At 61.6% G+C, this 14224-nt stretch carries 13 protein-coding genes; 11 read left to right on the plus strand and 2 right to left on the minus strand.

Annotated elements, in window-relative coordinates:
- The first annotated feature begins 198 nt into the window (after positions 1-198).
- The 5 genes from PMI16_RS08240 (at position 199) to PMI16_RS08260 (ending at position 7014) form a co-directional block, all read left to right on the plus strand.
- Positions 199-612, plus strand: a complete 414-nt coding sequence (locus PMI16_RS08240; protein WP_007878411.1) for an RcnB family protein — start codon at positions 199-201, stop codon at positions 610-612.
- 228 nt (positions 613-840) lie between these two features.
- Positions 841-4521: a trifunctional transcriptional regulator/proline dehydrogenase/L-glutamate gamma-semialdehyde dehydrogenase gene (gene putA / locus PMI16_RS08245; protein WP_007878413.1), complete on the plus strand. Its 3681-nt coding sequence runs from the start codon at positions 841-843 to the stop codon at positions 4519-4521.
- 346 nt (positions 4522-4867) lie between these two features.
- A complete protein-coding gene (hslV, locus tag PMI16_RS08250; RefSeq protein WP_007878415.1) occupies positions 4868-5404 on the plus strand; it encodes an ATP-dependent protease subunit HslV in 537 nt (178 codons plus the stop codon).
- A 26-nt stretch (positions 5405-5430) separates the two neighbouring features.
- Positions 5431-6774, plus strand: a complete 1344-nt coding sequence (gene hslU, locus PMI16_RS08255) for an ATP-dependent protease ATPase subunit HslU (protein ID WP_007878419.1) — start codon at positions 5431-5433, stop codon at positions 6772-6774.
- 39 nt (positions 6775-6813) lie between these two features.
- Positions 6814-7014 carry a hypothetical protein gene (locus PMI16_RS08260; RefSeq protein ID WP_007878421.1) on the plus strand — a complete coding sequence of 67 codons (201 nt, stop codon included), beginning with the start codon at positions 6814-6816 and terminating at the stop codon, positions 7012-7014.
- Positions 7015-7099: 85 nt separating this feature from the next.
- Here the strand turns inward: PMI16_RS08260 and gspG are convergent, their stop codons facing one another.
- Both gspG and PMI16_RS08270 read right to left on the minus strand, forming a co-directional pair.
- Complete coding sequence (gene gspG, locus PMI16_RS08265) at positions 7100-7570, minus strand: type II secretion system major pseudopilin GspG (RefSeq protein ID WP_007878424.1); 471 nt, start codon at positions 7568-7570, stop codon at positions 7100-7102.
- Between the two features lie 105 nt (positions 7571-7675).
- Entirely contained in the window at positions 7676-8434 is a 759-nt protein-coding gene (locus PMI16_RS08270) for a DeoR/GlpR family DNA-binding transcription regulator (RefSeq protein WP_007878426.1), read from the minus strand.
- 139 nt (positions 8435-8573) lie between these two features.
- Here PMI16_RS08270 and glpD point away from each other — a divergent pair, with 139 nt between their 5' ends.
- The 6 genes from glpD to PMI16_RS25250 form a co-directional block, all read left to right on the plus strand.
- On the plus strand, positions 8574-10088 hold the full coding sequence (gene glpD / locus PMI16_RS08275) for a glycerol-3-phosphate dehydrogenase (RefSeq protein ID WP_007878428.1): 1515 nt from the start codon (positions 8574-8576) through the stop codon (positions 10086-10088).
- 66 nt (positions 10089-10154) lie between these two features.
- Positions 10155-11240 (plus strand): ABC transporter ATP-binding protein, encoded by a 1086-nt coding sequence (locus PMI16_RS08280; RefSeq protein WP_007878429.1) that lies wholly within the window; start codon positions 10155-10157, stop codon positions 11238-11240.
- A 1-nt stretch (position 11241) separates the two neighbouring features.
- Positions 11242-12330, plus strand: coding sequence for an ABC transporter ATP-binding protein (locus PMI16_RS08285; protein ID WP_007878430.1), 1089 nt, complete (start codon positions 11242-11244; stop codon positions 12328-12330).
- A gap of 3 nt (positions 12331-12333) precedes the next feature.
- Complete coding sequence (locus tag PMI16_RS08290) at positions 12334-13224, plus strand: carbohydrate ABC transporter permease (protein ID WP_007878431.1); 891 nt, start codon at positions 12334-12336, stop codon at positions 13222-13224.
- A complete protein-coding gene (locus tag PMI16_RS08295) occupies positions 13217-14047 on the plus strand; it encodes a carbohydrate ABC transporter permease (RefSeq protein WP_007878432.1) in 831 nt (276 codons plus the stop codon). Before PMI16_RS08290 ends, PMI16_RS08295 begins: the two co-directional genes overlap by 8 nt.
- Before the next feature lie 2 nt (positions 14048-14049).
- On the plus strand, positions 14050-14224 hold a 175-nt coding region (locus PMI16_RS25250), incomplete at its 3' end, for a DUF2160 domain-containing protein (RefSeq protein ID WP_007878433.1).

Consider the following 14224-nt stretch of genomic DNA (forward strand, 5'->3'; position numbering starts at 1 on the left):
GGCTTATCTGGGCGAGGGGTAAGCGCAGGGTGTATCCCCAGTAGCATCCGGATACATCCTTTTAAGGAACCATGCGTCATGTCAAGGACTCCATAGAGCGGTCCCGTTGCATTTGCACTGTATATGTTTCAGGCAACATTGCTGTGCAGCGGGTTTCTGCATTACTGCTGTACATACTGATCTCGCACGGAGCCCTCCATGAATAAGAAATCCATTGTCTCCTTGGTTCTCGCGCTGACGCTCGGCGTCGGTGCCTTGCCTGCCTCTTACGCTCAACAATATGGTCGCGACGACGACCATCGCCCATCTTATGGCCACGATGACCGTCGCGGACCGCAGGACCGTCGTGATGAGCGCCGTGATGATCGTCGTGATGACCGCCGAGGCCCGCCTGATCGCCGCGACGAACGCGGCGCCGGACCGAACCACGCCTTCCACCGCGGCGACCGCCTGCCGCCGGAATACCGCAACCGTCAATACGTGGTCAACAACTGGCGCGAACATCGTCTGAGCGCGCCGCCGCGCGGCTATCAATGGGTGCAGACCGGAGGCGACTATGTGCTGGTCGCGATCGGCACCGGCATCATTCTGCAATTGTTGCTCGGCAATTAATCACGCTTGCCGTTCAGTCCGACCCGACACCCGTCCCGCGACAGCCGGACGGGTGTTTTTTTGTCAGGCAAATATCAAAATGGCTAAGAATATAATTTTTTAAAAATGGATTTTACTTAATAATATTTGTAATTATTGTCGTAAATGCAGAATTAATATTGGCTTATCCCGCATAGAATCGCAGCAAGCAAAAACCGTGTTTTGCCGACTTTTCCGAGACAAACCAATATGAATAACGCCTCCCACCCATCCAGCGTTTTTACTTTCCTTCCCGCTTTCACCGCTTTTCATCACGAAGTGATGGCCGAGCAGACTCCGTTGCGTGCAGCGATCACCGCCGTGTACCGTCGCGATGAACGCGGCGCCGTGCAGTGGCTGCTGGCGCAGGTGCAAAGCAATGCGAGCTGGACCGAGGCGACGCAAAAGCTGGCGCGCAAGCTGGTGCAGGCGGTGCGCACCAAGCGCACGCGCTCGTCCGGCGTGGATGCGCTGATGCATGAATTTTCGCTGTCGTCGGAAGAGGGCGTGGCGCTGATGTGCCTGGCCGAAGCGTTGCTGCGCATTCCCGATCACCAGACCGCCGACCGCCTGATCGCCGACAAGATCAGCAAGGGCGACTGGCGCAAACATCTGGGCGAGTCGCCGTCGCTGTTCGTCAACGCCGCCACCTGGGGCTTGCTGATCACCGGCAAGCTGGTCGGCACCAACAGCGAAAGCGGGCTGGCCTCGGCGCTCACGCGGCTGATCAACAAAGGCGGCGAGCCGCTGATCCGCAAGGGCGTAGACCTCGCCATGCGCATGCTGGGCAATCAGTTCGTCACCGGCCAGACCATCGCCGAAGCGCTGGCCAACAGCCGCGACAACGAGAAGCGCGGTTACCGCTATTCCTACGACATGCTCGGCGAAGCCGCGCTGACCGAGCATGACGCCGCCTTCTATTACAAATCGTATGAAGACGCGATCCACGCCATCGGCCGCGCCTCCAATGGCCGCGGCATCAAGAACGGGCCCGGCATTTCGGTCAAGTTGTCGGCGCTGCATCCGCGTTACTCGCGCGCCCAGCATGCACGCGTGATGAACGAGCTGCTGCCGCGCCTGAAGCAACTGCTGGTGCTGGCCAAGTCCTACAACATCGGCCTGAACATCGACGCCGAAGAAGCCGACCGCCTCGAGTTGTCGCTGGACCTGATGGAAGCGCTGGCCTTCGACCGCGATCTCGACGGTTTCGAAGGCATCGGCTTCGTGGTGCAGGCCTACCAGAAGCGTTGCCCCTTCGTGATCGATTACCTCGCCGATCTGGCGCGCCGCAGCGGCCGCAAGCTGATGGTGCGCCTGGTCAAGGGCGCCTACTGGGACAGCGAAATCAAGCGCGCCCAAGTCGATGGCCTGTCCGGTTATCCGGTCTATACGCGCAAGGTGCACACCGATTTGTCCTACCTGACCTGCGCACAAAAACTGCTGGCTGCCACCGACGTCATTTACCCGCAATTCGCCACGCACAATGCGCACACGCTATCCGCGATCTACACCTGGGCGCAGCAACACAAGATCGACGACTACGAATTCCAATGCCTGCACGGCATGGGCGAAACGCTGTACGACCAGGTGGTCGGCGCCGATCAACTGGGCAAGGCCTGCCGTATTTATGCGCCGGTCGGTTCGCACCAGACGCTGCTGGCCTATCTGGTGCGTCGCCTGCTGGAGAACGGCGCCAACTCGTCCTTCGTGAATCAGATCGTCGACGAAAACGTCGCCATCGACACGCTGATCACCGACCCCATCGCCGTCGTGCAAAAGTCGGGCGGCGGCGAGCCGCATCCGCAGATCGCTTTGCCGCGTAACCTGTACGGCGAAGAGCGCAAGAATTCCATCGGCATCGACCTCAGCAACGAAGACAGCCTGCGCGAACTCGACCGCATCTTCGTGCAAGCCTCGACGCATCAATGGCAGGCCGTGCCGTTGCTGCACGACGACGCCGACAGTAACAGCGCGACCGGCGAGTTGCAGCAAATCTGCAATCCGGCCGATCGTCGCGATGTCGTGGGCCAAATCGTTGAAGCTTCGCGCGCCGATGTGGAAAGTGCCTTGGAAGCCGCGACCGCTTTTGCCTCCGAATGGCAATCCGTGTCGTCATCCGACCGCGCGCAAATGCTGGAGCGCGCAGCCGACCTGTTCGAAACTCATCAGCCCGAACTCATGGCGCTGGCCGTGCGCGAAGCCGGCAAGTCGCTGCCCAATGCTATTGCCGAAGTGCGCGAAGCGGTCGACTTCCTGCGCTATTACGCGCTGCAGACGCGCCATGACGGCAACGCGCTGGCCTGGGGGCCGGTAGTCTGCATCAGCCCGTGGAATTTCCCGTTGGCGATTTTCATCGGCGAAGTCAGCGCTTCGCTGGCCGCCGGCAACGTCGTGCTGGCCAAGCCTGCCGAACAGACGCCGCTGATCGCGCATCGCGCCGTGCAATTGCTGCATGAAGCCGGCGTGCCGTGTGCAGCCTTGCAATTCCTGCCGGGTCGCGGCGAAACCGTCGGCGCGACGCTGACCGGCGACGTGCGCGTCAAGGGCGTGATCTTCACCGGGTCGACCGAAGTCGCGCAACTAATCAACCGTACGTTGGCGCAACGCATCAGGGACGAGCACGGCGACATTCCCTTCATCGCCGAAACCGGCGGCCAGAACGCGCTGATCGTCGACTCCAGCGCCTTGCCGGAACAAGTGGTGCAGGACGTCCTGAGTTCGGCCTTCGACAGCGCCGGCCAACGCTGCTCGGCATTGCGCGTGCTGTGCCTGCAGGAAGACATCGCCGACAAGACCATGACCATGCTCAAGGGGGCGATGCAGGAGCTGCGCGTCGGCCGTCCGGATTGCCTGGAAACCGACATCGGCCCGGTCATCGACATCGAAGCGCGCACGCAATTGCTGGCGCACATCGAGCAGATGAAACAGAACTGCAAGGTCTATCAGCTGCCGCTCGACGAGCGCCATGAGCAAGGCACCTTCGTTGCGCCCACCGTGATCGAAATCGATTCCATCGCGCAGCTCAAGCGCGAAGTCTTCGGCCCCGTGCTGCACGTGCTGCGTTATCGCCGCGACCAGCTGCCGCAGCTGATCGACACCATCAACGCCAGCGGCTACGGCTTGACGCTCGGCGTGCATTCGCGCATCGATGAAACCATCGATTTCGTGGCGCAGCGCGCGCATGTCGGCAACATCTATGTGAACCGCAACATCGTCGGCGCCGTGGTCGGCGTGCAGCCCTTCGGCGGCGAAGGCAAGTCGGGCACCGGTCCCAAGGCCGGCGGTCCGCTTTACCTGAAGCGCCTGCAGCGCCATGCGGAAGTCAAGCTGTTCGGCGACGACAAGGCCGCCGCGTCGGCGCCGCTGAAGGCATTGCTGGAATGGGCCGCCACCCACGGCCACGCCAAGCTGGCGCAACTGGGTGCAGCCTACGTGCAAGAAAGCCTGCTCTACAAGACGCTGACCTTGCCCGGCCCGACCGGCGAGCGCAACACGCTGTCGTTCGCGCCGCGCGGCAAGATCCTGTGCGCCGCCGACGACGTTTCGGCCTTGTTGAATCAACTGGCGGCGGTGCTGGCAACCGGCAACACGGCGGTGGTGCCGGCGATGCAAAGCAAGCTGATTCCCGCCGGTTTGCCGCAGGCGGTGCATCAGGCGATTGACGTCAGCGGCGACATTGCGGCGACCGATATCCATCTGGCGCTGGTCGATGCACCGCTCATCACGCAATGGCGCAACGTGCTGGCGGCGCGCGACGGCGCCCTGGTGCCGCTGCTGCCGACGACGGAAGATGCGCCGATTGCCTTGTGGCGTCTGGTGGCCGAGCGCGCGCTGTGCGTCAATACGACGGCAGCGGGCGGCAATGCGAGCCTGATGACCTTGTCTGTCTAAATTTGTAAAAAACTGTCGTCCTGACGAAAGTCAGGACTCAGTCCCAGTCCCAGTGTCGTCAGGACGGTTGGTACGACACTGGGTCCCAGCGTGCGCTGGGACGACGCGGGTTTTGGCATTGCCTGTTTGTGTTTTATTCTCCTCCTTCAAAGTAGACAGATTGTCATCTGTTCGCGTTTTGCTCTCCCCCCATTCTGTTTTGCCCAGCCCGGCGGCGTAAAATAAGGTCTTCAGACGGGCGTACTCGCGCAGATTGCAATCTCCTTGCAATCTGCGCGGCCGACCCCATTTCACCAGAACAAGCAAGACGGCAATTCAGCAGAACCCCACCATTTGAGGCATTAGCATGGAACAATTTCACGGCACGACCATTCTCTCCGTCCGACGCGGCAACACCGTGGCGCTCGGCGGCGACGGTCAGGTGACGCTCGGCAACGTGGTCATGAAGGGCACCGCGCGCAAGGTGCGCAAGCTCTACAACGGCAAGGTCCTGGTCGGTTTCGCCGGCGGCACCGCGGACGCGTTCACGCTGCTCGATCTGTTCGAATCCAAGCTGGAAAAGCACCAGGGCAACCTCATGCGCGCCTCGGTCGAGCTGGCCAAGGAATGGCGCACCGACCGCATGCTGCGCCGCCTCGAAGCCATGCTGCTGACCGCCGACCGCGACAGCACGCTGGTGATCACCGGCAACGGCGACGTGCTGGAGCCGACCGACGGCATCGGCGCGATCGGTTCGGGCGGCACCTTCGCCCAATCGGCGGCCAAGGCGCTGCAAGAGAACACCGAGCTGTCGCCGGCCGACATCGTCAAGAAATCGCTGGTGATCGCAGGCGAGCTCTGCATCTACACCAACCTGAACCACATCATCGAGACCCTGGACTAAGTCTCCGGAATAGAAAAGCACACACCATGAACATGACTCCCAAAGAGATCGTTTCCGAACTCGACAAACACGTCGTCGGCCAGGGCCGCGCCAAGCGCGCCGTCGCCATCGCGTTGCGCAACCGCTGGCGCCGTCAGCAGGTCGCCGAACCGCTGCGCCACGAAATCACGCCCAAGAACATCCTCATGATCGGCCCCACCGGCGTCGGCAAGACCGAGATCGCCCGCCGCCTGGCCAAGCTGGCCGACGCGCCTTTCATCAAGATCGAAGCGACCAAGTTCACCGAAGTCGGCTATGTCGGCCGCGACGTCGACACCATCATCCGCGACCTGATCGACATCGGCATCAAGCAGACGCGCGAAGCCGAAGTGCGCAAGGTGCGCACACGCGCCGAAGACGCCGCCGAAGACCGCGTGCTCGATATCCTGCTGCCGCCCGCGCGCGATTTCGGTTTCACGCCGGACGGCAGTAAATCCGAAGGCGAGGACAAGGGCGGGAACACGACGCGCCAGACTTTCCGCAAGCGCCTGCGCGAAGGTGCGCTCGACGACCGCGAGATCGAGATCGAGCTGGCCGACGTGGCGCCGTCCATGGAAATCATGGCGCCGCCGGGCATGGAAGAAATGACCGAGCAGATCAAGAGCATGTTCTCGGGTCTGGGCAACAACCGCAAGAAAACGCGCAAGATCAAGATCAAGGAAGCCATGAAGTTCCTGATCGAAGAGGAAGCCGGCAAGCTGGTCAATGAAGAGGAATTGAAGCAAAAGGCGATCGCCAACGTCGAGCAGAACGGCATCGTCTTCCTCGACGAAATCGACAAGATCGCCACGCGCTCGCAAGGCACGGCCGACGTCTCGCGCGCCGGCGTGCAGCGCGACCTGCTGCCGCTGGTGGAGGGCACGACCGTCAACACCAAGTACGGCATGATCAAGACCGACCACATCCTGTTCATCGCGTCGGGCGCTTTCCATCTGGCCAAGCCATCCGATCTGATCCCGGAATTGCAAGGCCGCTTCCCGATCCGCGTGGAACTGGATTCCTTGTCGATCGATGATTTCAAAACCATCCTGACCGGCACCGATGCCTGCCTGACCAAGCAGTACCAGGCTTTGCTCGAGACCGAAGGCGTCAAGGTGGAGTTCGACGACAGCGGCATCCAGCAGCTGGCGGAGATCGCGTTTTCGGTCAATGAAAAGACCGAAAACATCGGCGCCCGCCGCCTCTACACGGTGATGGAAAAACTGCTGGAAGAGATCTCGTTCTCGGCCGGCGAAACCGGCGCACAGACCATCGCGATTGACGCCGCCTACGTCAAGGATCGCCTCGGCGAACTGGCGGTCAACGAAGACCTGTCGCGTTACGTGCTGTAAGCGCAACAGGACAGAACTGCATAGAAGGAGGACGCGGTCATGGCAAACAAGGCATTGGCAACGAGGCAGAAGATGAGCTTTCGCGTCGAGCCTTCGCAAAAGCTTGCCAAGCCGCGTAATCCGGTAGCAGTCGCCGCCAAGCAGCGCGCCGCGGGCCCGCATCGCAAGACGGCGTCGGCGCTGCGGCAAACGGCGCGGCTGGAAGTAAAGAAAAAACTGGACGAATCGGGGCAGGAGTAAGACCGCTGCACGCGTCGGACAGCTGCAATGAAAAAGCCACGGCATGCCGTGGCTTTTTTACGTTCTTCGGTGCTCGGCAGGGCAATCAGTGCTTGCTGCGGATCACGCCCGGATTGTCGTCGCCTTCATCCGGACCATGGGCGCCGAATGAAAACACGTCGAAACCGTCACCCTCGCCGTTCAGCCGGTACTGGTAGGGATGACCCCAGGGATCGCGCGGCAGGCGGTCGATATAGCCGCCGGTTTTCCAGTCCTTGGGAACCGGTGCGCGCGTCGGTTTGACGATCAGCGCCAGCAGGCCTTGCTCGGTGGACGGATAGCGGCCGGTGTCCTGTTTGTAGAGTTGCAAGGATTTTTCGATTTCGCCGATGTCTTGCTCGACGGTGACGATGTCGGGATTATGCGCATGATTGACGGCCGTCATCAGACGCGGTGCGGCCACGATCGCCAGTACGGCAATGACTGCCAGCGCAGTCAGCATCTGCAATTTGCTCAGGCCGCGCTGCAGCGCATAAAAATATGTAAGAGAAACGGGTCGCGTGACAATGCGGCGCATCGGACTTTCTTTCCAGTAAAGCGAGATCGAGAGTATAAGGCCGAAGCGTCGGCAATGGTATTGCGGCGTCGGGATTTGCCTGTAAAGTTATCTTCAGGAAATCATTCAGGTCGCCAGCACCAGCTCGACCTCGTTTTCCCGCAGCAATCCGGCCAGTTCCGGCGGCGGCGGCGCGTCGGTGAACAGCACGTCGATCTGCGACAGGTGCGCCATTTTCACCAGGGCCGGGCGTCCGAATTTGCTCGAGTCGGCGACCAGCCAGACTTGCCGCGATTGTTCGATGATGGTTTGCGCCACCTTGACTTCGCGCGCATCGAAGTCGCGCAGCACGCCGTCGAACTCGATGCTGGAAATACCGATGATGCCGATGTCGACCTTGAACTGGCGGATGAAGTCGATCGTCGCCTCGCCGACAATGCCGCGGTCGCGCGCGCGCACCACGCCGCCGGCGACGATGACTTCCGAGGCGGTATTGCTGGCCAGCATGCTGGCGACGTTCAGGTTGTTGGTGACCACGTGCAGGTTGCTGTGCAGATGCAGTGCGCGCGCCACTTCTTCGGTGGTGGTTCCCAGGTTCAGGATCAGCGAGCAGCCGTCCGGCACGCGCGCGGCCACCGCCTTGCCGATGCGCCGCTTGGCGTCGGCGTTCATCACCTGGCGCTGCGGATAGGCGATGTTTTCGGTCGAGGAGAGCAGGCCGACGCCGCCGTGATAGCGTGCCAAAAGTTTGGCGTCCACCATGGCCTTGACGTCGCGGCGCACGGTCTGCGTCGTGACGTCGAGCTTTTGCGCCAGTTCTTCAACGGAAATCGTGACGTGCTTGCGGACGCAGTCCAGCAAGGTTTGTTGCCGCGGATTAAGCATCATGGGGCTCGGTAAATTTAAATAATATGAACATTAAAAAACATAATCGAATCTAAAACAACAAAATAATTGTTGATTTGCGTTCGAGTTGTCGCGTATCGTAGCGAAAAAAACCTTGATTATAAAATCCGGAGACAAGTTGAACACGGAACCCGAATACGATCTTCTGGTGGTCGGCGGCGGCATCAACGGCGCCGGCATCGCCCGCGACGCGGTCGGCCGCGGCCTGCGCGTGATCCTGTGCGAGCAGCACGACCTGGCGCAGCACACGTCTTCGGCCAGCACCAAGCTGATTCACGGCGGCCTGCGCTATCTTGAATATTACGAATTCAAACTGGTGCGCAAGGCCTTGCAGGAGCGCGAGGTACTGCTGCGCGCGGCGCCGCACATCATCTGGCCGCTGCGCTTCGTCATGCCGCACGACGCCGGCCAGCGTCCGGCCTGGCTGATCCGCGCCGGCCTGCTCATGTACGACTATCTCGCCAGGCGTGAAATCCTGCCGGCCTCGCAGGGGCTGAAGCTCAACGAACATGTCGCCGGCAAACCGCTCAAGGGCGACTATCGCCGCGGTTTCGTCTATTCCGACGGCTGGGTCGACGACGCCCGCCTGGTGGCGCTCAATGCGCTCGACGCCAGCGAACGCGGCGCGCGCATCCTGACGCGCACCAAATGCATCGCTGCGCGCCGCGAAGGGGACATCTGGCACGCCACGCTGGAGAACGAACAGGACGGCAGCATTCAGGTTCGCGCGCGCGCCATCGTCAACGCCGCCGGTCCGTGGACCGCGCAATTCGCCGACGCGGTACCGGGCGCCACCAAGAGCTACGGCCTGCGCCTGATCAAGGGCAGCCATATCGTCGTCAAGCGTTTGTTCGACCATCCTTACGCCTACATTTTTCAGAACCCGGACAAGCGCATCATTTTCGCGATTCCATATCAGGACGATTTCACGCTGATCGGCACCACCGATCTGGAATACACCGGCGACGCCGGCAAGGTAGAAATCAGCACGGATGAAATCGCCTATCTGTGCGACATGGCCAATCGCTATTTCACCCGCCAGATTTCGTCGGACGACGTGGTGTGGACCTATTCCGGCGTGCGTCCGCTGCTGGACGACAATTCGGCCAATGCCTCCGCCGTGACGCGCGACTACCTGCTGGAATGCAACGACAGCGGCGCGCCCATGCTCAACGTCTGGGGCGGAAAAATCACCACCTATCGCAAACTCGCCGAAGAAGCGCTGGCCATCCTGTCGCCGCGGCTGGGGCTCGAGGCGGCGTCCTGGACGGCTGACGCGCCCTTGCCAGGCGGCGATCTGGAGCAGCCGGGAAAGCTGGTCAGGCGTTACGACTTCGCGCGTTTCCTGGCGGGCTTCCGCGAACGCCATCCGTGGTTGCCGGCGGTGCTGGCGCAGCGCTATGCACGCAGCTATGGTAGCCGCGCCGAGCGCTTGCTCAATGGCGCCGCCGGCCTGGCCGATCTCGGCGAAGAGCTGGCGCCGGGACTTTACGAAGTCGAAGCGCGCTACTTGCACGGCGTCGAATGGGCCCGTAGCGCGGAAGACATTTTGTGGCGCCGGAGCAAGTTGGGCCTGTATTGCCGGCCGCATCACGTGGCGCGCCTGCAGCAATGGCTGAAGGAACAGGCATAGACCAGCAGACATGAGCAGAAATGAGCGACAGAAGAGCAACAAACAGAACCGCAGCAAGGAGATAGCGTGACCCTGGAATTAAAACAAGTGATCAAGACGGTGGGTGCGGAAACGCACCTGTATCCGCTTGATCTGAAGCTGGCGGCGGGCGGCATCAACGTCCTGCTGGGCCCGACGCAGGCCGGCAAGACCTCGCTCATGCGCATCATCGCCGGACTGGACAAGCCCGACAGCGGCAGCGTGCTGGTCGACGGCAAGGACGTCACCGGCGTCGGCGTGCGCGAGCGCAACCTCGCCATGGTGTACCAGCAATTCATCAATTATCCCGGGCTGAGCGTGTACGAAAACATCGCCTCGCCCCTGCGCCTGAAAAAATTGCCGCAGCAGGAAATTCACCAGCGCGTCACCGAGATCGCCGAAAAGCTGCACATCGCGCACCTGCTGCAACGCCTGCCGGGCGAACTGTCCGGCGGCCAGCAGCAGCGCACCGCCTTGGCGCGCGCGTTGATCAAACGCGCGCCGCTGGTCCTGCTGGACGAACCGCTGGTCAATCTCGATTACAAGCTGCGCGAAGAACTGCGCTCGGAACTGATCTCCCTGTTCACCAACGGCGACACCACCGTGGTCTACGCCACCACGGAACCGCAGGAAGCCCTGCTGCTCGGTGGCCACACCGCCGTGATGCACGCCGGCCGTCTGTTGCAGTTCGGTCCGACGCTGCAGTTGTTCAACGCGCCGGCATCGACGCAGGTCGCCGCCATCTTCAACGATCCGCCGATGAACATGCTGCCGGCGACTGCGATCGACAATGCCAGCGTGCGGCTCGACGACGGCAGCGTGCTGACGGTTGCCGGCCGCAATCTGGCGCTGGTCGCGGGCCAGCGCTGCCAGGTCGGCGTCCGCTGCAACGACGTGCGTTTGCAGGCGCTCGTCGGCGCCGGCGTCAGCCTGGCGTGCACGGTCGGCCTGGCCGAACTGAGCGGTTCCGAAACCTATCTGCACCTGCGCCACGGCGGCGATGCGCTGGTGGCGCAATTGCCCGGCGTGCATGCGCTCGAGATCGGCAGCGCGGTGCAGGTCAACATCAACGCCGCACAGATTTTTCTGTTCGATACCGAGGGCCGCCTGCTGAGCGCCCCGCAGGGAGACTGACATGGCACGTATTGAATTCCGCAATCTCGGCCACGCCTACGGGCCCAATCCGGCGTCCTTGCAAGATTACGCGTTGCAACCGATGAACATGGTGTGGGAAGACGGCGGCGCCTACGCCTTGCTCGGCCCGTCCGGCTGCGGCAAGTCGACGCTGCTCAACATCATTTCCGGCTTGTTGGTGCCGTCCGAAGGACAGGTGCTGTTCGACGGCAAGGACATGACGCAGATGGCCACGCGCGACCGCAACATCGCGCAGGTGTTCCAGTTCCCGGTGCTGTACGACACCATGAGCGTGTTCGACAACCTGGCGTTCCCGCTGCGCAATCGCAAAGTGGCGGAAAAAGAAGTCCGCTCGCGCGTGCATGAAATCGCCGAGATCCTCGAACTGACCCGCGACCTCGATCAGCGCGCCAGCGGCTTGTCCGCCGACGCCAAGCAAAAGATCTCGCTGGGGCGCGGGCTGGTGCGCAAGGACGTCGCCGCGATCCTGTTCGACGAGCCGCTGACGGTGATCGATCCGCACATGAAATGGCAGTTGCGGCAAAAGCTCAAGCAAATCCACCATCAGCTCAAACTGACCTTGATCTACGTCACCCACGACCAGGTGGAGGCGCTGACCTTCGCCGACGAAGTGGTCGTCATGACCAACGGCAAGGTGGTGCAGCAGGGCAAGCCGGAAGCCTTGTTTGTGCGTCCCGATCATACTTTCGTCGGTTATTTCATCGGCAGTCCCGGCATGAATTTCTATCCGCTGCAGATCGACGGCGACGCCGTCGTGATCGGACAGCAGCGCGTGGATATCGACGCCGGACAATTGCAGGCGCTCAAGCACGCCAACGGCGAACTCAAGCTCGGCATCCGGCCGGAGTTCGTGGAATTGACCACCGCTGGCGCGCCGGGCGCGGTCAGCGCCAATGTCGTGCAAGTCCAGCATCTCGGCACCAGCCAGTTGCTCACCGCGGAATTCGGCGGCCAGATCGTCAAGGCCAGGCTCGACGCCTCGACCAGGCTGGATGGTGGCCGGCAATGGCTGCGCCTGGCGAAGCCGGAGACGATCTTCTTCAGCAATGACGAAAGGATAGGGCGATAGGTCATGAACAAGCCATACAACAACAAGGCCTGGTTTTTCATCCTGCCGGTGTTTCTGACGGTCGCGTTCTCCGCGATCGTCCCGCTGATGACGGTGGTCAATTATTCGGTGCAGGACATCATCAGCCCAGAGCAGAGCGTGTTCGTCGGCCTCGAATGGTTCCGCGCCGTGATGCGCGACAGCGAACTGCATTCGGCGCTGCTGCGCCAGTTGATCTTTTCGTTCTGCGTGCTGCTGGTGCAGATCCCGCTGGGCATCGGCCTGGCGCTGTCGATGCCGGCGCAGGGCTGGAAGTCTTCGGCGGCGCTGGTGATCCTGGCCATGCCGCTGCTGATTCCATGGAACGTGGTCGGCACCATCTGGCAGATTTTCGGACGCGCCGACATCGGCCTGGGCGGCTATGTGCTGAGCCGTCTCGGCATGGATTACAACTATGCCTCCAATTCGCTCGATGCCTGGATCACGGTGCTGGTGATGGACGTCTGGCACTGGACGCCGCTGGTGGCCTTGCTGGCGTTCGCCGGCTTGCGCTCGATTCCCGACGCCTATTATCAGGCGGCGCAGATCGACGGCGCCAGCCGCTGGGCGGTGTTCCGTTTCATCCAGCTGCCCAAGATGCGCGGCGTGCTGGTGATCGCGGTGCTGCTGCGCTTCATGGACAGCTTCATGATCTACACCGAACCCTTCGTGCTCACCGGCGGCGGTCCCGGCAATTCGACCACCTTCCTGAGCCAGTACCTGACGCAAAAGGCGGTCGGCCAGTTCGACCTGGGACCTGCCGCGGCGTTTTCGCTGATTTATTTCCTGATCATTTTGCTGTTGTCCTTCGTGCTGTACAACTGGATGCAAAGCGCGGGCAATAGCGGACAAACGACAGGAGCCAATCATGAATAAAAGAAAAAAAGGCGACAAGCAAAGCAGCTGGCCGCGTCTGCTGACGCTGGCGCTGTACATCGTCTTCACGTTGATCCCGCTGTACTGGCTGCTCAATACCTCGTTGAAGACCAACGAGGAAACGCTGGCGGTGTTCACCATGTGGCCGAACCAGCCGACGCTGGACAACTACAAGGTCATCTTCACCGACGCCTCCTGGTATTCCGGCTATATCAATTCCATCATCTACGTCGCCATCAACACGGTGCTGTCGCTGCTGGTGGCGTTGCCGGCCGCCTACGGCTTTTCGCGCTACCGCTTCCTCGGCGACAAGCACATGTTCTTCTGGCTGCTGACCAACCGCATGACGCCGCCGGCGGTGTTCCTGCTGCCGTTCTTCCAGCTGTACTCGACGGTGGGACTGATGGATACGCACATCGCCGTGGCGCTGGCGCACATGCTGTTCAACGTGCCGCTGGCGGTATGGATCCTGGAAGGCTTCATGTCGGGCGTGCCGCGCGAGATCGACGAGACGGCCTACATCGACGGTTTTTCATTTCCGCGCTTCTTCATGCGCATCTTCCTGCCGCTGATCAAGTCGGGCGTCGGCGTGACGGCGTTCTTCTGCTTCATGTTCAGCTGGGTCGAGTTGCTGCTGGCGCGCACGCTGACTTCGGTCAACGCCAAGCCGATCAGCGCCATCATGACGCGCACCGCCTCGGCGGCGGGGATGGACTGGGGCATCCTGGCTGCTGCCGGCGTGCTGACGATTATTCCGGGCGCCCTGGTGATCTGGTTCGTGCGCAACCATATCGCCAAGGGCTTTGCAATGGGGAGGGTTTGACCATGGGTGCTTTTGCATGGATGTCGTGGACGCCGCCGGTGGCCATCTTTTTCATTTGCATCGCGATCATGCTGGCGGGCATGACCATCTGGGAGCTGCGTTCGCCGACGGTGGAGCGCAAGGGTTTCCTGCCGCTGCGCACGACGCGCGGCGACCGCCTGTTCATCGGCTTTTTTT

It is taken from the genome of Herbaspirillum sp. CF444 (assembly GCF_000282135.1).
Classification (GTDB): domain Bacteria; phylum Pseudomonadota; class Gammaproteobacteria; order Burkholderiales; family Burkholderiaceae_D; genus Herbaspirillum.

Coding starts and splice junctions, on each gene's coding strand:
- PMI16_RS08240 (WP_007878411.1), top strand. CDS start 199: ATGAATAAGAAATCCATTGTCTCCTTGGTTCTCGCGCTGACGCTCGGC.
- putA (WP_007878413.1), top strand. CDS start 841: ATGAATAACGCCTCCCACCCATCCAGCGTTTTTACTTTCCTTCCCGCT.
- hslV (WP_007878415.1), top strand. CDS start 4,868: ATGGAACAATTTCACGGCACGACCATTCTCTCCGTCCGACGCGGCAAC.
- hslU (WP_007878419.1), top strand. CDS start 5,431: ATGAACATGACTCCCAAAGAGATCGTTTCCGAACTCGACAAACACGTC.
- PMI16_RS08260 (WP_007878421.1), top strand. CDS start 6,814: ATGGCAAACAAGGCATTGGCAACGAGGCAGAAGATGAGCTTTCGCGTC.
- gspG (WP_007878424.1), bottom strand. CDS start 7,570: ATGCGCCGCATTGTCACGCGACCCGTTTCTCTTACATATTTTTATGCG.
- PMI16_RS08270 (WP_007878426.1), bottom strand. CDS start 8,434: ATGCTTAATCCGCGGCAACAAACCTTGCTGGACTGCGTCCGCAAGCAC.
- PMI16_RS08285 (WP_007878430.1), top strand. CDS start 11,242: ATGGCACGTATTGAATTCCGCAATCTCGGCCACGCCTACGGGCCCAAT.
- PMI16_RS08290 (WP_007878431.1), top strand. CDS start 12,334: ATGAACAAGCCATACAACAACAAGGCCTGGTTTTTCATCCTGCCGGTG.
- PMI16_RS08295 (WP_007878432.1), top strand. CDS start 13,217: ATGAATAAAAGAAAAAAAGGCGACAAGCAAAGCAGCTGGCCGCGTCTG.